We start from the raw sequence: 19,667 nt of genomic DNA on the forward strand, positions 1-19,667 counted from the left end.
GCGTCGTCGCCGGGTGGCTGGGAATCACACAGGCGCAGTTGAGCCGGATCGAGAACGGGCCTGCCCAGGTGCATCTCGACCGGCTGACGCATTGGGCGACAGTGCTCCGCATCCCGCCGAAATCGCTCTGGTTCGCAGTCGGTCCGGGCTCCCCGACGAGCGCCCGGGCAGACGCGGCACCGGACCTGGGACGGCGAACACTCTTGGCCGGCATCGCGGCGGTGTCGGCGGGAGCCGGACTGGTCGGCGTCGGTGAGGAACCCCGGCCCCGCCGCATCGGCAGTGCGGACGTGTCTCGGCTGAACGCGGTGCTGGAGCTCTATCGGTCAGTCGACTACGAATGCGGCGGTGGCCTGCTCTATCGGGAGGTAGCCCGGTTCGCGGAGTCGGTGTACCGCATGCTCGACTGGTCGCACTCGGCCGGATTGACACCGCGCCTGGTCGCGGCGGTAGCGGCGGCTCGTCAACTGGCGGGCTGGACCGCGCTCGACGCAGGCCGGCACGCCGACGCCCAACGGCATTTCGCTGCCGGCGAGCGGGCGGCAACAACCGCTGACGATGCTCAGCTAGCGGCCCTGATTCGATACTCGCAGGCCAAGCAGCTACAACACCTTCGGCACAACCAGGACGCCCTAGCCGCTCTGCGTCTGGCCCACTCGGAGCTGGGATCGCGGGCAACCCCGGGGGTGAGGGCGCTGCTCTGGGGCGCGGAGGCTGCCTCAACAGCCGCGCTCGGCGACCACAGCAACGCGCTCACCCTTCTCGGTCGGGCCAGTGATCAGTTCGAGCGTGTGGATCCCGAGCGTGAGCCGGCGTGGATGGCCTTCTACGACCGCGGTGAACTGCTCGCCCAGTACGGTCGCGTGTACCGCGACATGGCCCGGCAGTCCAGAACGCAGGCGACGCAGGCCGTACGGAGCGTCGAGGAAGCGATCGTCGCCTTCGGACCGGCGAACGTCCGCAGCATGGTCCTGAACGAGGTCGGCTTGTGCAGCGCGTTCTTCCTCGCCGATGAGCCCGAGCGGGCGGTCACTGTCGGCATGCGCGTGGTGGAACAGTCACGTGCCTTGAGTTCCAGTCGAGTGGTCGACCGAGTAGTCAATCTGCGTCGCGACCTCGGACGGCACCGTCACCTTCCGGTCGTCGCCGAATTCGAACGGACGCTCATCGCACGAGCTGCGGCCGCGATATGAGTGGCCGGTTCTCGGAAGAGGCGATGACCCGAGCCATGCGGGAGATCGCCGGCAAGCTTGAGGTGCCGGCCGAGAATGCCCAGCTCCTGCGGCTGACAAACAACGCCGTGTTCGCGCTGCCGGACTCCGGGCTTGTCATCCGGATCGCACGAACGCACCGACTCAGAGACCGAGTGCGGAAGGTCGTTCAACTGGCGCGATGGTTCGCCGAGTTGGACGCGCCGACGATCCGGCTGGTGCCGGGCGTGACACAGCCGGTCGAAGTCGGCGACTTGGTGGCCTCGGTGTGGACCTATGTGCCAGCCACCGCACCTGTTCCAACTGTGGATGACCTCGGCTCGGCACTGCGGCGATTTCATACGCTTGGACCTCCGCCTTTCCCGTTGCCAGCCTGGGACCCGATCGGGGACGCACGTCGACGCCTGGCGGATGCCGACGGGCTGAGCACCGAGGACCACGACTATCTGGTGGAGTGGTGCGACCGCTTGGAGCCACCTGTCGCCGACCTGCGGCAGCGTGCACCACACTCGCTCATCCACGGGGATGCCCACGTCGGCAACCTGCTACGGGATGCATCAGGTCGCATCCTGCTCTGCGACTTCGACGCCACCTGCCTCGGGCCGTGGCAGGTGGACCTGGCCGCGGTCGCTGTGGGCGAGGCCCGCTTCGGCAAGACCGGGGCGCATCGGGCGCTCGCCGAAGCGTACGGATATGACGTGACGTCCGACCGCGACTGGCCACTACTGCGGGAAGCCCGCGAGCTCAAGATGATCGCCGCTGCCACGCCGCTTCTCACAAGCTCGTCGAGGGTTGCGGCCGAATTCTCCAACCGCTTGACGTCAATTGCAAAGGGCGTGAACGGTCTACGTTGGAGACCATTCGCTGATCTCGTCTGAGCCCTCGATGAGCGACCGCTGGCCGATGAGATCCTGTGCTCGTGCGGGAGCATCTACGACTACGCCACCAGACCGCAGCAGAGGCCGAGGGATTGGTGGGCCAGCTTGTGGACGTGTACCTCGACGCGCACGCCGCCGACGGTCCGCGCTACACGGCTGAGCGGTACGAACGGCAGCTCGCGGCACACATGCCCCGGCAGGGTTGGGAGCTGGTGTCGGCCCGCGTCGAAGACGAGTTGGTCGGCTACGTCTACGGCTTCCCGCTCGCAGCCGATACGTCCTGGTGGAGCGGCATCCACGAGCCGGTGCCGGAGGGCTTCACTGACGAGAACGGGCACCGGACTTTCGCAGTCTGCGAACTGCTGGTGCGGCGATCGTGGCAGCGCCGGGGTATCGCGCGGGCGCTCCACGACCGGCTGCTGAGCACTCGGCGAGAAGAGAGGGCCACACTGCTCGTACGCCCCGACAACACTGCCGCCCAGCAGGCGTATGACTCCTGGGGTTGGCAACCGGCCGGGTGGCTCCAGCCGACGCGGGCAGGGGCACCGCTGTTCGAGGTCCGCATCAAAGCCATCGCGTCGAGCCGGTGATGGGCAACGCGTCGACCTTCACTCCAGGTGTCGATGATCTGACAGGCGGAGGAACAAAGCTCCTGACACCTACCGCACCAGCTTCCGCCTGGCGTTCATCGCGGCTAGCTTGCCCTCGTGGGGGATCTTGAGAAGGGCATCTACGAGCACCTGATCACGGAAAAGCTGGCGACGCGGCTCAGACACATCGACAACGCCCTGGTCCGGGACGCGAAGCTGGATGCCGCCGACGCGCATGATGTCCTGGCCCGGCACATCGCGGGACTGGCCCGGCGCGCACTTCTCGGCGTCGGCGGCGGGGAGAACAAGCTGGCGCGTCAGGTCGACCTGGCGAACCGTATCGCCGCGCACATCGCTCAGGCCGAGCCGCGCGCCGTCACCGCCGACGACCAGGTGGCGGACGCTCAACGTCTGCTTCACGCCATCGCGGCACCACCCACCCCGCCGGCCGCACCGGTCTTCCCGATCCGCCCGTCGACGCCGCTCTCCACCGGCGCGCTCCTGGTGAACGGCCGACACCAGCCACGCATCGGCCACGAGGTCAGCCACGAGATGGCGTCGGCAGACGAGGTGGACCTGCTCTGCGCCTTCATCAAGTGGCACGGTCTGCGCATCATCGAGCCGGCCATCACCGACCTGATCGCCAGGGGTGGCCGGGTACGGGTCATCACGACGACGTACATGGGTGCCACCGACCAGCGGGCGCTCGACCGGCTCGCCGAGTTGGGCGCCGAGATCAAGGTGTCCTACGAGACGCGGACCACCCGTCTGCACGCCAAGGCGTGGCTGTTCCGGCGGAGCAACGGCACCACCACCGCGTACGTCGGCTCGTCGAACCTGTCCAGGGCCGCGCTCGTCGACGGCGTGGAGTGGAACGTCCGCATCTCGAACCTCGAGCAGCCGCACGTCATAGACACGTTCGAGGCGACGTTCGCCGACTACTGGCACGACTCGGCGTTCGAGCCGTACGACCCGGCAACGGACTCCGAGCGCCTGCGCGTCGCGTTGCGCGGTGAACGCGCCGACGACGCACCGACCGAGATCGCGAACCTGGACGTGCGGCCGTTCCCGTACCAGCAGGAGGTTCTTGACGACCTGGACGCCGAGCGTCTGGTGCACGGTCGCTGGCGCAACCTGGTGGTGATGGCGACCGGCACCGGAAAGACGGTGGTGGCGGCGCTCGACTACCGCCGGCTGCGGCGGGCCGGTCATGTCGACTCATTGCTCTTCGTCGCGCACCAGGAGCAGATCCTGCGGCAGAGCCGGTCGGTGTTCCGCCAGGTCATGGGCGACGGCACGTTCGGTGAGACGCTGGTCAAAGGCGACCGGCCGCAGGGATGGAAGCACGTCTTCGCGTCGATCCAGTCGCTGCACCGGCAGGAGATCGCCCCCGAGGCGTACGACATGGTGATCGTCGACGAGTTCCACCACGCCGAGGCACCGACGTACACGGCGTTGCTGGAGCGGCTTCGACCGCGCGTACTCCTGGGTCTGACCGCTACCCCCGAGCGCAGCGACGGCGCCGACGTGCGCCGGTGGTTCGACGGTCGCGCGTCGGTGGAGTTGCACCTGTGGGAAGCCCTCGAACGACAATTGCTGGCACCGTTCCAATACTTCGGGCTGCACGACGACGTGGACCTGGCGCGGGCGCGGTGGAAGCGCGGACAGGGGTACGACAAGGGGGACCTCGACGGCGTCTACACCGGCAACCATGCGCGGGCGCGGCTCATCCTGCACGCGGTCCGGCGCATCGCTGATGTCGGACGGATGCGCGCGCTCGGCTTCTGCGTGAGCATCGGGCACGCGGAGTTCATGGCCGACTGGTTCACCCGGCACGGTGTGCCGGCGGCGTCCGTGACATCAAGAGTCAACCGGCCAGAGCAGCACGCGCTGATCGACCGCTTCCGCAAGCGCGAGCTGAAGGCGCTCTTCACAGTCGACCTGTTCAACGAGGGCGTCGACCTGCCGATGGTCGACACCATTCTCATGCTGCGCCCCACCGAGAGCGCCACCATCTTCCTCCAGCAGCTCGGCCGGGGCCTGCGGCTCGACGACGACAAGCCATGCCTGACGGTGCTCGACTTCATCGGCGGCCAGCATGCGAACTTCCGGTTCGACCTGCGCTGGCGGGCGCTCGCCGGGGTCAGCCGCCGGACGGTCGAGACCGCCGTCCGGGAGGACTTCCCCTCGCTGCCCAGCGGCTGCCACATCGAGCTGGACCGGGTGGCGAAGGAGATCGTGCTCGCCAATCTCAAGTCGGCGCTGCCGACGTCGAAGAACGCGCTGGTGGCGGAACTCCGCCAGCTCGGTGACGTGAGCCTGTCCGACTTCCTGCGCGAGACCGGCCTGGAGATCGAGGACGTCTACCGGTCGGCGAGCGTCGGTGGCTGGGCCGGACTGCGGCGCCTCGCCGGACTCGACCCGGCCGAAGGCGGCCCCGACGACAGCGACCTGGGCCGGTCGATCGGCCGGATGCTCCACACCGACGATGTCGACCGACTGGACTTGATCGCCCGGGTCGCCGCCGGCCAGCGCCCCGCCGCGGGGCGACTGTTCGACATGCTGCATTTCAGCCTGTGGGGGCCATCGGTGCCGCTGACCGAACGCGACGCCCGGCTCCGGCGGCTGTGGGCGGAGCCGGAGCGCTGCGCCGAGCTGCGGCAGGTCGCCGACGTACTGCGCAACCGCATCCACCGGGTCACCGAGCGGCCAGCAGCCGGCCGGGTCCCTCTGCGGGTGCACGCCCGCTACAGCCGTAACGAGGCGTGCGCGGCATTCGGCATGACGAACCCGGGCTCGCTGCGCGAGGGCGTGAAGTGGCTGCCGGACGAGCGCGCGGATCTGTTCTTCGTCACGCTCGTGAAGTCGGAGGAGCACTACTCCCCCACCACCATGTACGCCGACCGCGCCATCACCGATCGGCTTTTCCAGTGGGAGTCGCAGAGCACCACGTCCTCGGGCTCGGCGACTGGTCAGCGGTACGTCAACCACGTCGCGCAGGGCTCGACGGTGCACCTGTTCGTCCGCGAGACGAAGATCGCCGACCGTGACCTGGGCGCACCGCCATACCTGTACGCCGGCCCGATGACGTACCAGGAGCACACCGGTGATCGGCCGATGCGCATCCTCTGGGAATTGCGGCATCCGCTCCCCGCCGACATGTACGCCGCCGCCCGGGCGATCGCCGCCTGATATCACCAGCGACTCAGCTCGATAGGCGCGGAAAGAGCACCGCGCCGGGGCGGACGTGCCGGTCAGACCGGGGCGGCGTCCGCCGTCTCGGGTGCCGCGTGCCGGCCGCCGCCGTTGCGCCGCTCGTCACCGTGCCCCGGCCACCACGCCTTGTGGCCGATCAGCCCGGTCAGCGCCGGTACGAAGAACATCGACATGACGAACGCGGACAGCACGATCCCGATCGCCACCGCGAAGCCCATCTGCTGGAGGAACGAGATCGGCGCGAGCATCAGCACCCCGAACGTGCCGGCCAGGATCAGCCCGGCCGCGGCGACCGTCGGGCCGGCGTGTTCCACCCCGATCGCGGCGGCGCGGTTCGGTTCATGGCCCTCGCGTGCCTCCTCGCGTAGCCGGGCGATCATCAGGATGTTGTAGTCGGTGCCGATCGCCACCACGAACAGGTAGAGGATGATCGGCAACTGGAACGTGACGCCGGGATTGCCCTGGAGGCCCTGGAACACGTACACGGTCGCGCCGAGCGTGGCGGCGAAGTTGAGCAGCACCGCGATCACCAGGTAGACCGGCGCGACGAGGCTGCGCAGCAGCAACGCGAGGATGAGCGCGATCAGGGCGGCGGCGACCGGAAGGATGACCGACAGGTCCCTGTTGTTCGCCGAGTTGATGTCCGCGAAGATCGCGGTGGTGCCGCCGACCAGTGCCTTTGTGCCGGGCGGAGCCGCCTCGTGCACCGCGTCCCGCAGGTCGTCGCGCACCAGCGTGATCGCCTCGTTGGACATCGGGTTCTCGTCCAGCAGCAGGTTGATCCGCGCGACGCTCGGGTCGGTGGCGCTGCGCTCCGGTGGCTGTGCCCGCCCGACGCCCGGTGCCCGCGCCGACGCGGCGGCGAAGTCGTTCACCTGCTGCTCGGTGAGCGGGGTGCCGTTGCCGGTGGTCAGGTAGACCTCGGTGGGCGCGAGCGCCCCGGCGGCGAACCCGCGCTGGAGGTCCGTGGCGGCTCGCGCCGACTCGGTGTCCTGCGGGAAGCCGGCGCCGAAGTCGTAGTCGGCCTTGTAGCCGAGCACCCCGGCGGCGAGCGCGACGAGCAGCGCGCCGGAGGCCGCGGCGACGACCGCCGGGCGGCGGCCGACGGCGGCGCCGAGCCGCCGGGACAGGGTCGCCTTCGGTACGCGCTGCCACGCCTTCGACGGCCAGAACACCCACCGGCCGAGCAGCGACACGAGCGCCGGGATCAGCGTCAGCGAGGTGACGAGCATGACGCCGACGGCGATGGCGAGCGCCGGGCCGAGCGAGCCGAAGAAGCCGAGCGAGGCGAGCAGCAGCACCAGGAACGCCACGATCACCGCACCGGCGGCGGACGTGATGACCTCGCCGACCCGCTGCACCGTGACGACCATCGCGGTGCGCTTGTCGTCACCGGCGCGTAGCCGCTCCCGGTAGCGGAACAGCAGGAACAGGATGTAGTCGGTGCCGATGCCGAACAGCACGATCAGCAGGATGGTCTGCAGGTCCTGGCTGACGTTGAGGTCGAACGCCTTGCCGGCGGCGGCGACCAGCCCGGTGGTGACGGACATGACGACGCTGATGACCACCACGGGCAACAGCGCGGCGATCGGGCTGCGGAAGATGATCAGGATCAGCCCGATGATCAAGACGATGGTGGCGATGCCGACGACGGCGAAGGCGTCGTTGAACGTGTCCTCGTTGTCCACGAAGCTCGCCACGTCGCCGGCCACCCCGGCGGTCAGGCCGCTGCCGGCCAGGTCCGGCCCGAGGGCGGTGCGCAGGTCGCGTACCGCGTCGAGCAGGCCCGGGTCGTCGGGGCTGTCGGCGTCGAGACCGACGGTGACCACCTGCACCGACCTGTCCGGCGCGACCGCCTGCGGGCCGGTCAGGTAGCCGGAGGTCTGCGGGATGTTCCGGGCCTTGAGCGCGGTGGCGAGTTGCCCCACGCGCGCCTCGTCGGCCGGGGTCAGCGGCTTGCCGTCGCCGCGCTTGACGACGACCGTGGCGGTGGCGGTGGCCGCCTGCGGGAACGACTTCGCCCCCAGCTCGGTGGCCTGCACCGACTCGTAGGAGCGCGGCAGGAAGCTCTCCTGGTCGGCGGAGGTGATGTCGCTCAGTGACGGGCTCGCGGCGATGATCGCGATCGCGGCGACGACCCAGCCACCGATCACCCACCATGCCTTGCCCACGACGAATCTGCCCAGGCGCTCGAACATCGTTTCCCCCGTGTGTTCGGCTGTGTCACGCCCGATACTACGCTGCGTGAGCGATCCCTTTCGGACGGCTCGCGGACTTTCGTCGATGATCCGGGTGGCGCAGGATCGGCTGATGAGCATGCGGATGCCCGGTCCCGGAGTGCTGAGTGCGTGGTTGGCGGCGACCATGCCGGCTCCGCTGGTCTTCTTCGAGTGGACCCACAGGTGGGAGGAGGACCAGCCGGTCTCCACCGCGCTGTGGTGGCCCGTGCTCGCGTCACCGGTACTCGCCGCCGTGCTGGCGGGCCCGGCAGCCCTCGCGCCCCGGCCCGGCCGTCGGCGTGTCCACGCTGGCCGCCATCGCGCTGCTCGCCGTGTCGCTGGCGTTCTTCCGGTGGGTGGTCCCGCTGACCGGCGAGGCCCGCTGGGGGCGGGCGCTGCTCGGCGGCGCGGCGCTCGCGGTGGCCGGGTCGCTGATCGGGTACGCCGCTCGCGGCCGTCTCCGCGTCCGGGAGCGTCCGGCGGCGCGGCGCGGCTACGTGATCGGCGGGCTCGCCGTCGTGTTCGGCGCGCTGCTGGCGCAGACGGCGCGCGTCCCTCACGCCGGCGGAAGTGTCGTAGGCGGCTCGTAGCCTGGCGCGGTCATCGACGACCCCGGGAGGCGACGTGCTCGACCACCTGTCCATAGCGGTGCGCGACCTGGCGGCCAGCGGCGCCTTCTACGACGCCGTGCTCGCCCCGCTGGGCGCTCGCCGGCTGATGGAGCCCGGCCCGATCGGCTACGGCGTCGACGCGCCCGACTTCTGGGTCGAGCCCGCGCCGTCAGGTGCCACGCCGGTGCCTGTGCACATCGCGTTCACCGCCGGCGACCGTGCCACGGTGCGCGCGTTCCACGACGCGGCTGTGGCGGCCGGCGCGGAGGTGCTGCACGCGCCGAAGGAGTGGCCGGAATACCACGCCACCTACTACGGCGCGTTCGTCCGCGACCCGGACGGCAACAACGTCGAGGCGGTCTGCCACCGCCCGGAGTGAGTCGCTTGCGTCCGGGAGTCAGGATGGGCCGGTGGAGATCGAACCGGTCGAGCACGCTCCGGTACGCGCCATCCGCCGGGCCTGGCTGGCCCAGCGCTGGCACGACCTCGCCTTCCTGCACTGGGCGGCCCCGCCGGAACGGGTGGCACCGCTGCTGCCCGCCGGCACCCGGCCTGACACGTTCGACGGGCTCACCTACGTCGGGCTGATCGGGTTCCAGATGGTCGGGGTGGGTCTCGGCCGCGGCCCGGGTGTGCCCTACTTCGGCACGTTCTGGGAGACCAACGTACGGCTCTACTCGGTCGACAGCTCGGGGCGGCGGGCTGTCGTGTTCCGCTCGCTGGACGCGTCCCGGCTGGTGCCGGTGCTGGTGGCCCAGCTGAGCCTGCGTCTGCCGTACAAGTGGTCGGCGATGCGGCTGGACCGCTCCGGCGACACGCTCACCTACCGCTGCCGTCGCCGCTGGCCCGGTCCGGCCGGTGCGACGAACCGGATGACGGTACGCGTCGGCGCACCGATCCCCGAGCCGACGCCGCTGGAGCACTTCCTCACCGCCCGCTGGGGCCTGCACACCCGCGCGTACGGCCGCACCCTGCACCTGCCGAACTGGCATCCACAGTGGCCGCTGCACCGCGCCGAACTGCTGCACCTGGACGACGAGCTGGTCACGGCCGGCGGCCTGCCCGCACCCGACGGACCCCCGATGAGCGTGCTCTACTCCCCCGGCGTACCAGTCGTCTTCGGCGGCCCCACCTCGGCCGGATGACCCGCCGGCACGGGAGGCGGACCGACCGGCCGGGGAGCGGGCTCAGCGCAGCGGGTCGTGGGTGCCGTGCGGGACGTCGTGGCGGCACCGGCGGACCCGGTCGGCAGCCATCCGGCCGCCCACCGCCAGCCCGTACCGCTCCACGGCGGCGAGCCCGTACGCGCTGCACGTCGGCGTGTAGCGACAGGTGCCCGGCCAGCGGTGCGACAGCCAGCGCCGGTAACCGAGGATGGCGGCCCGGCCGGCGCGGTCCACGGCGGGCCGCCGGACGACGCCCGCCGTCACCGAGCCGAGGGTGAGCAGGGTCGAGAAGATGCCCAGGTCGCAGCAGGTCAGCGCCTCACAGTCGAACGCGTCGCAGTCACAGCCGCGGTTCTTCTTCTTGTGGTGTCGCCTCCGGAAGATCACCACGTCATGATGCGACACCCTCGCCACTGTCGATGAGGCGACCGGACCGGGTCCGGTGTGATCGGGTCGGCGGGCGGCCGGCAACCTAGCGTCGACGGCGTCACCAGGAGGGAAGAACGGGTGCTGGATCGGCTCAACGCGGCGCTGGAACACCTCGAACAGCGGCTCGACCAGCCGCTCGACGTGGCCGCGCTGGCCCGGATCGCGGGCGTGTCGGAGCACCACTTCGGCCGGCTGTTCTCGGCGCTGGCCGGGCTGCCGCTGTCGGAGTACGTGCGTCGCCGCCGGATGACGCTGGCGGGCGCCGACGTGCTCGCCGGCCGGGAGTCGCTGCTCGACGTGGCGGTCCGCTGGGGGTACGGCTCGAACGAGGCGTTCGCCCGCGCGTTCCGGGCCGTACACGGCGTCGGACCGACGCGGGCCCGGCAGGCCGGCGCGGTGCTGCGGTCCCAGCTCCGGTTGTCCTTCCGGCTCGTCGTCGAAGGGAACACCAGCATGGACTACCGGATCGTGACCAAGGACGCCTTCCGGCTCGCCGGTCTGACGGCCCGGGTGCCGCTCGTGCACGAGGGGATGAACCCGCACATCGTGGCGTTCGTCAGGGGCATCGACCCGGCCACCGTACGCCGCATCGAGGCGCTGTCCGACCAGGAGCCGCACGGGATCGTCAACGTCAGCGCCGAGTTGGCCGGCTCCCGCGCCGAGGGCACCGAGCTGGACTACTGGTACGCGGCGGTGACCGGCGCGGATGTGCCGGACGGCCTGCGCAGCCTGCCGGTCGAGGCCGGTGACTGGGCGGTGTTCTCCAGTTCCGGTGCGTTCCCGGTGGCGGTGCAGCACCTGTGGCGGGCCGTGTTCACCCAGTGGTTCCCGGCCAACCCGTACGAGGTCCGCCCGGGGCCGGAGATCTCGCGGGTCCGGGTCGCCGGGGACGGCGGTATCGCCGACGCGGAGTTGTGGATCCCGGTGCGCCGGGTCTAGGGCGTGGCCGCCGCTCGCGCCAGCGCGGCCGGCACGTCGTGCACGTGGTAGGGGTGTTCACTCGGCTCGATCGCGGCGAGGAACATCGCGTACACGGCGGCCTGCCGCAGCGGCGCGACCGGCCGGAGCAGGTCGACGGCCCGGTGCGGGTCGCTGCCGGGCACGTCGGCCCGCCACCGCCGCGCCCACGCGTCGACCAGCCGGGCGGCGGCGTCCGCGTCGACGTCCTCGGTGAGGCGCAGGATGTCGAAGGCGGGGTGGCCGACGAACGAGTCCGCCCAGTCGATCACGGTCCGGCCGCCGTCGTCGCCGCGGACGTTGCCGGGGTGCAGGTCGCCGTGCACGAGCGTGTCCGGCAGCCCGCAGTCGCCGATCTGCCGCAGCCGCCGGTCGAGCCCGTCGAGCAGGCCGGCGGCGGCCGACACGTCGTGCCCGGCCAGCCGTTCCCGGATCCAGTCGGCCAGTGCCGCCCCGCGCAGGTCCGGCACCCCCGCCGCGACGAGTTCGCCGGCGCTGCCGCACGCCCGCAGCTGCACCAGGTGATGCCCGGCCGCGATGGCGGCCCGCTCCCCTTCCCCAGCCCCGTACCGGTCCTCCCCCGGCACGTCCGCAAGCAGCATCCGCCCCTCCCCGTCGGCGGCCAGCATCACCGGCCCATTGATCAAGGAGTTCAGGTCATCAGGGAGATCGACACCGACACCAACTCCTTGATCACCGAGGAAGGCCAGGACTGTGGCTTCGTGGTGGGCGAACGGGGGGAGCTGCTTCAGCCACGCCGGGCCCTGGTCGGTGTCCAGGCGCCAGATGGCGGAGAGGTTCCAGGTGCGCTGCTGCGCCACCGCCGTCACCCGGCGGCCGAGCCGGCGCAGCTCGCCGGCCGCCCAGGCGACGCTGCGGGCCGGGCCGCCGGCGTGCGCCCACGGCTGGCGCAGCGGATGCGGCGCGAGGTCCACGGCGGCCGGTTCCAGGGGTACGGCAGGGGCGTCAACTGTCTGCGCCAGGTAGCGGACGTGGCCGCCGGGCGGCGCGGGACGGTCGGCGTCGAGCAGCCGCAGCACGGCGACCTCCAGACCGTGGCGCTGCCGGACCGTGTCGACGATCGAGTGGACCTCCTGCCACCACGGCTCCCGTACGTCGAACGGAGGCAGCGCGCCGAGCGGGCGGCCGGCGGCGTCGAGCAGGACCAGCGTGACAGTTCGGGACACGGCCGGACGGTATCCGGGCACCCCTGCGGGAGGCGAGCGGATTCACCGCCAGACGGTACGGCGGAGCCCTTCGTGGCCGGCGCACACGTCGCGTTGCCCGCCGGTGCGGCTGACCGAGCCGTCGCGGCACTGCACCAGCCAGCCGCGATCCGACCAGAACCCGGGTACGCACTCGAACCAGTCGCACACCCCGGCCGCCGGACGCCGGATCCGCTGCCCGCCGCAGAAGTCGTACCCGAAGGGGTTCTGCGGGGCCCCGCAGCGGCGCTGGACCGGCGGTTGCGGCGTGCCGCGCGGCGGCGCGGGGCGGGCGCGCGACGGCTCGGGACTGGGAGTGGGCCGGACCCGGACGGCGGGCGCGACGTGCGGCGGCGGTGTGGTGCCGGTGGCCGCCGGGGTCGCGGCGGCGGCCCGCTCCGAGCCGGCCCGGGTGGGCGGGTTGGACTCGACGAGCATCGCCGGCACGATCAGCGCGAGCGCCCCGCAGACCGCCACCGTGCGCCGGCCGCCCGGCACCAGCGCGGTGATCCGGGCCTGGGCGGGAGTGAGCACGGCGGGACGTTCGGGTCGCGCGGCGGTGTGTTCCGCGATCAGCTCGTCCAGTTCGGCCACGACGGCGGCGCGCTGCTCGATCGCGTCGGCGAACGCCAGCGTGAGCGTGAACCGGAAGTCGGCCGCCGCGCCGGTGGGCAGCAGCAACCCGGAGGTACGCCGCCGGTCCAGCACCTGGATCAGGGTGACCGGTGCGCCGGGGTCGTGGGACAGGCCGGTCATCCGGCCGTACGCCCAGTCCCGCCGGCCGCGTCCGCCGAGCAGCACCAGCCGCCGGTTGGTGAGCACGGCGAGCCCGGCGTCGACCACCTTGACGCCCTCGGGGCGGCGGGGGCGCAGCACCGGCGGGTCGGGGTCGACTGTCAGCTCGGGGGCGGGCAGCACGGCGGTGTGCCGTACCTCGACCAGTTGCGCGGCCGGCAGCGTCCAGAAGACCACCTCGCCGGGGGCCAGCTCCATCGGCAGGCCGACGCCCGCCTGGGCCGAGCCGTGGAAGGACACCGCGAGGGTACGCAGGCGGCGCAGCTCGTCGTCGCGGCGTCGCCACGCCTCGTCGGCCGCGCGGAAGGCCCGCTGCCGCCGCTCGTTCTGCCGGTGCGCCCACCGGTACCGCCATGTGGAACCCGTCGAATCAGTCTTCGCCACGCCGACTCCTCCGCCGCGCGAGCACACCAACCGGGGTGTCGTTCATGTCAACGATCCGGCAGGGGTACGAAGACACGCGAAAGTCGCCAATTAGACCGATCGGCTGATTGACCTCCACAATCGGCGAAATCTCTCACGTCCTCTCACGTTCCGTGCCACCGCCTCCCCGCGCTCCCGTTCCGGAATGCGAGGGCTCGAACGCGTCCGTAACATCAGCCGCGACAACGGGGTGAACGCGGCCCCGGCGGTGAGGAGGTGCACCGGTGGGCGACCCGGCCGTCGTGGTGGGTGTGGACATCGGCACCACCAGCTCCAAGGCGGTCGCGTTCGACACCTCCGGCCGGCAACTGGCCAGTCACTCGATCGGCTACCCGCTGGAGGAGCCGAACCCGGGCTGGGCCGAACAGGATCCGGAACTCATCCACCAGGCCGTGCTGGGCGTGATCCGCGCGGTCGTCGACGAGCTGACCGTTCCGGTGGCCGGGCTGTCGTTCAGCACCGCCATGCACAGCCTGATCGGGCTGGACGCCGACGGCACCCCGCTCACCCCGTCGATCACCTGGGCCGACTCCCGGGCCAGCGCGCAGGCCGAGCGGCTGCGTGCCGTGCCGTCCGGGCTCGCCCTGCACCGGCGCACCGGCACCCCGGTGCACCCGATGGCGCCGCTGCCCAAGCTGGTCTGGTTCGCCGAGCGGGAACCGAAGCTGCACGAGCGGGTCGCGCACTGGGTCGGCATCAAGGAGCTCGTGCTGCGGCGGCTCACCGGCGCTCTCGTCACCGACCACTCGGTCGCCTCGGGCAGCGGGCTGATGGACATCCACCGGCTGGCCTGGGACGGCGAGGCGCTGCGCCTCGCCGGCATCACCGAGGAGCGGCTTCCCCGGCTCGTACCCACCACGCACGTGCTAGCCGGGCTCACCGCCGAGGCGGCGCGGGCCACCGGGCTGCCGGCGAACACCCCGCTGGTGGTGGGCGCCGGAGACGGGCCGCTGGCGAACCTCGGGCTCGGCGCGGTACGGCCCGGCGTCGTGGCCTGCTCGATCGGCACCAGCGGCGCGATGCGGGTGATGGTGGAACACCCGGGCGTGGACCCGCTCGGCGGCGTGTTCTGCTACGCGCTCACCGAGGACCGCTGGGTGGTCGGCGGCGCCATAAACAACGGCGGGATCGTCCTCCAGTGGGCGAACGACGCGCTCGCGCCGGAGCTGGGCGAGCACGCCGAGGAGGAACTGCTCGACCTGGCCGCCCAGGCGCCGGTCGGTTCCGGCGGGCTGATCATGCTGCCGTACCTGCTGAGCGAGCGGGCGCCGCACTGGAACGCGCTGCCCCGCGGCGCGTACGTCGGGCTGACCCACGGCCACGGCCGGCCGCACCTGGTCCGGGCCGCCCTGGAGGGCGTCTGCCAGCAGCTCGCCCTGGTCCTCGCCTCGGTCCGGGCGGCCGGCAACGAGGTACGCGAGATCCGCGCCAGCGGCGGCTTCGCCCGCAGTCCACTGTGGCGGCAGATCCTCGCCGACGCGCTGGGCATGCCGGTGCGGTTCCCCGCCGGGCACGAGGGATCCGGTTTCGGGGCCGCGCTGCTGGGCATGCAGGCACTCGGGCTGATCTCCTCGATCGAGGTCGCCGCCGATCTGGTCCGGATCGAGGAGACGGTCCACCCGGACCCGTCCTCCGCCGCCACCTACGCCGCCCTGCTCCCCCTCTTCTCCGAGCTGTACGACGCGCTCGTGCCCACGTTCACGTCCCTGCGGCGGATGGCGCCCAGCCTGCCGCCGGAACCGCCACCCACAGCACCTCCCCGCTGACCGGCCGAAGGGCGTGACAGCCGTGGTCGCACTGCCCGACGTCGTCGTCAAGCGACGGGTCAGGGAGCCTCGACGCCGGAGATGCGGAACTTGTGCACCTCGGCGCCGAGGATCTCCGTCACCTGGTCGTCCTCCGGGCCGGAGCCCCGGAACGCCAGCAACTGCTCGTCGGACTCCCACCGCTCGTAGACGTTGATCCGGCCCGGCTCGACGAGGTCGGCGCTGACCGCGAAGTCGACGCAGCCGGGCGCGGCACGGGCCGCGCGGACGGCGGCCTCGCAGGACGCCAGGTAGGCGTCCCGCCGGGCCGGATCGACGTAGAGGGTGCCGGCGACGATGAACATGCCGGCCATCCTGCCACGGACCCCCGTCAGGACCTGGTGATCGCGTTCGCGTGGATGGCCTCGTTCAGGTACGCGGCCATCCCGGGCCGCAGCGCCTCGAAGTAGTCGGTGAACCGCGGGTCCGCCACGTACATGTCGGCCAGGCCGGTGTGGATCTCGTACGAGCAGTCGTACCACCACCTGGTGATGAGCTGTCTGTGCTCCTCGGCCAGCGCCATCGCCTCCGGGCCGTCAGCCGGCGCACCCGAGTCCATGAGCGCGGCGAACCGCCGCCCCCAGTCCTCGTTCTCCGCCTTGTTGCGCAGCCAGTCCTCCTTCGAGTAGCGGCCCGCGCGCTCCTGCGACTGCCGGTACGCCTCGGTGTCACCCCAGCGCTGCTCGACCTCCTCGGCGTGCTCGTCCGGGTCGAAGTCACCGAACACCTCGAACCGCTCCTCCGGCGTCAACTGGATCCCCAACGTCCTCGCCTCCATCGCGTGTTCGATCGCCGCGACCATCTCCTGGAGCTTCCCGATCCGCCCGGACAGCAGCTCGTGCTGCCGGCGCAGGTGCGCCACCGGGTCGGCGTCCGGATCGTCCAGGATCTCGGCGATCTCCTCCAGCGGGAACCCCAGCTCACGGTAGTAGCGGATGAGCTGCAACCGGTCCAGGTCCGCCTCGTCGTAGCGGCGGTAGCCCGCCGGAGTGCGCCCGCTGGGCCGCAGCAGCCCGATCTCGTCGTAGTGGTGCAGCGTCCGGACCGTCACCCGGGCCGCCCGCGCCACCTGTCCCACCGTGTACGCCATGGTTCCCTCCCTTCCGCGACCGAGACTCCCGCCTCCCGCGACGTGAGGGTCAAGCCGGACAGCACGACGCCCCCGACCAGGATGGCCGGGGGCGTCGTCGGTGCGGGTCAGTTGGTGACCTTCTCCTTCTCCGGAGCGGCGAAGGTCGCGCTGGCCGGAGTCCGGAAGGCGTGCACCAGGCCGGCGACCGAGAGCAGGAACAGCAGGCCCGCGCCGAGGTACAGGGCCAGGGCCCCCTGCTCGGCCTTGCGGCCGAACTCGCTGAAGCCGTACGAGGTGAGCAGCAGGCCACGCAGCGTCTCGCCCTTGAACACGGTCTCCCGCTGGGCGCTCACCTCGGCGAGCTGCTTCTGGAGGTCGGCCAGGTTGGCGGCGTTGCTCTGCTCGGCCTGGGCCACCTGCGCCCGCAGCGCGCTCTGCGGCTCGCCCAGGTCGGCGTAGGTCTTGCCACCGGCCATGTTCTTCAGGTGCAGGCCGATGTACTCGTTGGCGTAGCACTCGGCCTGCTTGCCGGTGGTCATCTTCTGGCCGGCGTACTCGCGCAGGCAGTCCACCTTCTTCTCCTCGTCGGTCAGCTTGTCCGCCGGGGTGAAGGTGATGTGCTGCGCGCCGAGCTGGTCGCGTACGTAGTCGTTGGCGAAGTTGGCGTTCGTCGTCAGGACGACGCCGACGACGAGCAGCAGGACCGCGAGGCCCAGCCCACCGATGCTGAACAGCAGGTCGAGCGTCCGTCGCTTCATATCTGACTCCCGTGTGGAGGATAATGTTCGTTTGGTTAACGAAGACCATACTGGCTGCTGGAGAGCAGCGAGAGCAGGGTCGAATCCCCTGTCCCGTCCGGGACCTTCGGCCCCCGCCCGGGCGGGCCGGTCAGCGGTCCGCGCCCGCCCCGGACAACGCGGGAAGCAGGTCCGGCAGGGCGGCCGGGCGGCCGTACCGCCAGCCCTGACCCTGCCGGCAGCCGATCGCGGTGACGGCCGCGTGCTGCGCGACCGTCTCCACGCCCTCGGCGACCACGGCCAGGTCGAACGCGCCGGCCAGCCGGTTCACCATCTCGACGGTGGCGTACGCGCGGGCGTCACCGGCGTCCAGCCGGGACACGAACGACCTGTCGATCTTCAGCTCGGTGGCCGGGATGCGGTGCAGGTAGCTCAGCGAGGAGTACCCGGTGCCGAAGTCGTCGATGGCGATGCGGATGCCCAGGTCACGGAGCTGGGACAGCCGGTCCAGCACCGAATCGCTGCCCTCGATCAGCGCCGACTCGGTCAGTTCCAGGGTGAGCGCGCGGGGCGGCAGGCCGGCCGCGCCGACCGCGCCGGTGACGGTGGCGATCAGGTCCGGCCGGCACAGGTGGGCGGCGGCGATGTTCACCGCGACCGTCACGTCCGGCGCGTGCTCCCGCCAGGTGGCCGCGGCCCGGCACGCCTCGTGGATGACCCACCTGTCGATGGCCACGATCAGCCCGGTCTCCTCCGCCAGCGGCAGGAACCGCGCCGGGGTCAGCACACCCAGCCGGGGATGCCGCCAGCGCACCAGCGCCTCGGCGCTGCGTACCGTGCCGGTGTCCAGGTCGACGATGGGCTGGAACTCCATCAGCAACTGACCCTCGTCCACCGCGCGGCGCAGGTCGGCGATCAGTTCGGCCCGGCTGACCGCCGACTCGCGCAGCTCCGGCGTGCACGTGCGGTACACGGCCTTGCCGGCCGCCTTCGCCGCGTACATGGCGATGTCGGCGTCACGGAGCAGGTCGGTGTGCGAGGTGTGCTGCGGCCCGTACTCGGCGATGCCGATGCTCGCCGACGGGTGGACGCCGAGATCCTCCTCGCCGGGTAACGGTTCCAGGGCGGCGAGCAGCCGCACCGCGAGCCCTTCGGGCGACACCGGGCGTTCCCCGGCCACGAGCACCGCGAACTCGTCGCCGCCGAGCCGGGCGATCATCCCGTCCGGGCCGACCGCGTCCCGCATGCGCTCCGCGGTGGCGGTCAGCAGCCGGTCCCCGGCGGCGTGCCCGAACCTGTCGTTCACCTGCTTGAAGCCGTCCAGGTCGAGCAGCACCACGGCGACCGGCCCGCCCGCGCGCAGCGCGCGCCGCAGCCGCCGGACGAACGTCAGCCGGTTGGGCAGACCGGTGAGCTGGTCGGAGTACGCGAGCCGGCGCAGCCGGCCCACCAGCCGCAGGTTCTCGTTCGCGGCCAGGCCCTGACGCAGCGCCAGCACCCCGAGCAGGCCCATCATGCCGACGAAGACCACCTGCGGGGTCTGCCCGCTGGGCTGCCGCGACAGCAGGACCGCGACGATCGCACCGCCCACCGGCAGGTACGGCAGCGCGACCCGCCACCACGGCGGCAGCGGCGAGTCGACCAGATCGTCCTCACCGTCGCCGTCGTCCGGGGGCGGGTAGCGGGTGGCCAGGCCGACGAGCAGGTAGCTCAGCGGCCAGCAGACGTCGACCGGGTGACCCGGCGTGTAGTCGCCGCGTGCGACCAGCGAGACGTAGACGGCGTCCGCGCCGGACCGGATCGCCAGGCCCGCCCCGATCACGGTGAGCGCCCGCCACATCGGCCGGCCCGGCCCGGCGACCGCCACCAGGATGGTGAGCTGCATCAGGTCGAACATCGGGTAGAGCAACCCGAACGTCCGCATGGGATCGGCCAGCTCGGCGTCGGTGATCCGGTGGAACACCACCACCCAGCCGATCGGGATCAGGGCCAGCCCGACGATCACCCCGTCGAGCACGGTGCGGGCCCGGCCGATCACACTGCGCGGGCCGGTGCGGGAGCAGAGCAGCGCGCCGGTGCCGGTGACGATTCCGCCGGCGAACAGGCCCGCCACCAGCGGTGTGTGGGGCAGGCCGAGCCCGCCGATCCGTTCGACCGTCCACACCGCACGTCCGAGCGCGGCGAGGGCCATGGTGGCGGCGAGCAGTTCCCAGAACCGGCGCAACGCGGCCGGCCGGCGTCGCGCCGCACCGACGCAGAGCACCGCCGCCCAGCTCGACACCGCCATCGCGCCGATGTCGCTCACCAGCGCCGCACCCGGCAGGCGAGCGGCCAGCCAGGCCATCTCCCCGAG

17 protein-coding genes are annotated in these 19,667 nt (G+C 71.7%); 9 read left to right on the plus strand and 8 right to left on the minus strand.

The genetic code is table 11. The features are described from left to right. Positions 1 to 38 precede the first annotated feature (38 nt). The 4 genes from AB0D28_RS15200 (at position 39) to AB0D28_RS15215 (ending at position 5,871) form a co-directional block, all read left to right on the plus strand. On the plus strand, positions 39 to 1,193 hold the full coding sequence (locus AB0D28_RS15200; RefSeq protein WP_357386082.1) for an XRE family transcriptional regulator: 1,155 nt from the start codon (positions 39 to 41) through the stop codon (positions 1,191 to 1,193). After that, positions 1,190 to 2,089, plus strand: a complete 900-nt coding sequence (locus AB0D28_RS15205; RefSeq protein ID WP_357386084.1) for an aminoglycoside phosphotransferase family protein — start codon at positions 1,190 to 1,192, stop codon at positions 2,087 to 2,089. Before AB0D28_RS15200 ends, AB0D28_RS15205 begins: the two co-directional genes overlap by 4 nt. A 35-nt stretch (positions 2,090 to 2,124) precedes the next feature. Then, positions 2,125 to 2,679 (plus strand): GNAT family N-acetyltransferase, encoded by a 555-nt coding sequence (locus tag AB0D28_RS15210; protein WP_357386086.1) that lies wholly within the window; start codon positions 2,125 to 2,127, stop codon positions 2,677 to 2,679. 117 nt (positions 2,680 to 2,796) lie between these two features. After that, positions 2,797 to 5,871: a DUF3427 domain-containing protein gene (locus AB0D28_RS15215; protein WP_357386088.1), complete on the plus strand. Its 3,075-nt coding sequence runs from the start codon at positions 2,797 to 2,799 to the stop codon at positions 5,869 to 5,871. Positions 5,872 to 5,933: 62 nt separating this feature from the next. Here the strand turns inward: AB0D28_RS15215 and AB0D28_RS15220 are convergent, their stop codons facing one another. Further along, positions 5,934 to 8,093 carry an MMPL family transporter gene (locus tag AB0D28_RS15220; RefSeq protein ID WP_357386090.1) on the minus strand — a complete coding sequence of 720 codons (2,160 nt, stop codon included), beginning with the start codon at positions 8,091 to 8,093 and terminating at the stop codon, positions 5,934 to 5,936. A 320-nt stretch (positions 8,094 to 8,413) separates the two neighbouring features. Between AB0D28_RS15220 and AB0D28_RS15225 the strand changes: the two genes are divergently transcribed. Genes AB0D28_RS15225 through AB0D28_RS15235 form a run of 3 tightly spaced genes read left to right on the plus strand, consistent with a single transcriptional unit; the run spans position 8,414 to position 9,870 of the window. Beyond that, positions 8,414 to 8,704 carry a hypothetical protein gene (locus AB0D28_RS15225; protein ID WP_357386092.1) on the plus strand — a complete coding sequence of 97 codons (291 nt, stop codon included), beginning with the start codon at positions 8,414 to 8,416 and terminating at the stop codon, positions 8,702 to 8,704. A gap of 34 nt (positions 8,705 to 8,738) precedes the next feature. Next, the gene (locus AB0D28_RS15230; protein ID WP_357386094.1) at positions 8,739 to 9,104 is read left to right on the plus strand and encodes a VOC family protein; all 366 of its coding nucleotides are present in this window, start codon (positions 8,739 to 8,741) and stop codon (positions 9,102 to 9,104) included. Positions 9,105 to 9,135: 31 nt separating this feature from the next. Then, positions 9,136 to 9,870, plus strand: a complete 735-nt coding sequence (locus AB0D28_RS15235; protein ID WP_357386096.1) for a DUF2071 domain-containing protein — start codon at positions 9,136 to 9,138, stop codon at positions 9,868 to 9,870. Positions 9,871 to 9,912: 42 nt separating this feature from the next. Here AB0D28_RS15235 and yidD read toward each other — a convergent pair whose 3' ends face one another. Continuing rightward, positions 9,913 to 10,296, minus strand: coding sequence for a membrane protein insertion efficiency factor YidD (yidD, locus tag AB0D28_RS15240; RefSeq protein WP_357386098.1), 384 nt, complete (start codon positions 10,294 to 10,296; stop codon positions 9,913 to 9,915). A 102-nt stretch (positions 10,297 to 10,398) separates the two neighbouring features. On the opposite strand from yidD, the gene AB0D28_RS15245 reads away from it, so the two are divergent. Beyond that, the gene (locus AB0D28_RS15245) at positions 10,399 to 11,259 is read left to right on the plus strand and encodes an AraC family transcriptional regulator (protein WP_357386100.1); all 861 of its coding nucleotides are present in this window, start codon (positions 10,399 to 10,401) and stop codon (positions 11,257 to 11,259) included. Here AB0D28_RS15245 and AB0D28_RS15250 read toward each other — a convergent pair. Then, on the minus strand, positions 11,256 to 12,464 hold the full coding sequence (locus AB0D28_RS15250) for an aminoglycoside phosphotransferase family protein (RefSeq protein WP_357386102.1): 1,209 nt from the start codon (positions 12,462 to 12,464) through the stop codon (positions 11,256 to 11,258). The two genes, AB0D28_RS15245 and AB0D28_RS15250, sit on opposite strands and share 4 nt — an antisense overlap. A 42-nt stretch (positions 12,465 to 12,506) precedes the next feature. Continuing rightward, positions 12,507 to 13,661 carry a hypothetical protein gene (locus AB0D28_RS15255; protein WP_357386104.1) on the minus strand — a complete coding sequence of 385 codons (1,155 nt, stop codon included), beginning with the start codon at positions 13,659 to 13,661 and terminating at the stop codon, positions 12,507 to 12,509. Between the two features lie 263 nt (positions 13,662 to 13,924). Between AB0D28_RS15255 and AB0D28_RS15260 the strand changes: the two genes are divergently transcribed. Next, positions 13,925 to 15,466 (plus strand): gluconokinase, encoded by a 1,542-nt coding sequence (locus tag AB0D28_RS15260; protein ID WP_357386106.1) that lies wholly within the window; start codon positions 13,925 to 13,927, stop codon positions 15,464 to 15,466. A 59-nt stretch (positions 15,467 to 15,525) separates the two neighbouring features. Here the strand turns inward: AB0D28_RS15260 and AB0D28_RS15265 are convergent, their stop codons facing one another. The 4 genes from AB0D28_RS15265 to AB0D28_RS15280 form a co-directional block, all read right to left on the minus strand. Further along, on the minus strand, positions 15,526 to 15,810 hold the full coding sequence (locus tag AB0D28_RS15265) for an antibiotic biosynthesis monooxygenase family protein (RefSeq protein ID WP_030501927.1): 285 nt from the start codon (positions 15,808 to 15,810) through the stop codon (positions 15,526 to 15,528). A 26-nt stretch (positions 15,811 to 15,836) separates the two neighbouring features. Next, positions 15,837 to 16,595, minus strand: coding sequence for a MerR family transcriptional regulator (locus AB0D28_RS15270; protein ID WP_357386108.1), 759 nt, complete (start codon positions 16,593 to 16,595; stop codon positions 15,837 to 15,839). Between the two features lie 107 nt (positions 16,596 to 16,702). Then, complete coding sequence (locus AB0D28_RS15275) at positions 16,703 to 17,335, minus strand: hypothetical protein (protein WP_357386110.1); 633 nt, start codon at positions 17,333 to 17,335, stop codon at positions 16,703 to 16,705. A gap of 130 nt (positions 17,336 to 17,465) precedes the next feature. Next, entirely contained in the window at positions 17,466 to 19,658 is a 2,193-nt protein-coding gene (locus AB0D28_RS15280) for an EAL domain-containing protein (protein ID WP_357386141.1), read from the minus strand. Positions 19,659 to 19,667: the final 9 nt, after the last annotated feature.

Source organism: Micromonospora sp. NPDC048169, from assembly GCF_040652815.1.
Classification (GTDB): Bacteria; Actinomycetota; Actinomycetes; order Mycobacteriales; family Micromonosporaceae; genus Micromonospora.

Coding starts and splice junctions, on each gene's coding strand:
- AB0D28_RS15280 (WP_357386141.1), bottom strand. CDS start 19,658: ATGGCCTGGCTGGCCGCTCGCCTGCCGGGTGCGGCGCTGGTGAGCGAC.
- AB0D28_RS15220 (WP_357386090.1), bottom strand. CDS start 8,093: ATGTTCGAGCGCCTGGGCAGATTCGTCGTGGGCAAGGCATGGTGGGTG.
- AB0D28_RS15205 (WP_357386084.1), top strand. CDS start 1,190: ATGAGTGGCCGGTTCTCGGAAGAGGCGATGACCCGAGCCATGCGGGAG.
- AB0D28_RS15265 (WP_030501927.1), bottom strand. CDS start 15,810: ATGTTCATCGTCGCCGGCACCCTCTACGTCGATCCGGCCCGGCGGGAC.
- AB0D28_RS15270 (WP_357386108.1), bottom strand. CDS start 16,595: ATGGCGTACACGGTGGGACAGGTGGCGCGGGCGGCCCGGGTGACGGTC.
- AB0D28_RS15275 (WP_357386110.1), bottom strand. CDS start 17,335: ATGAAGCGACGGACGCTCGACCTGCTGTTCAGCATCGGTGGGCTGGGC.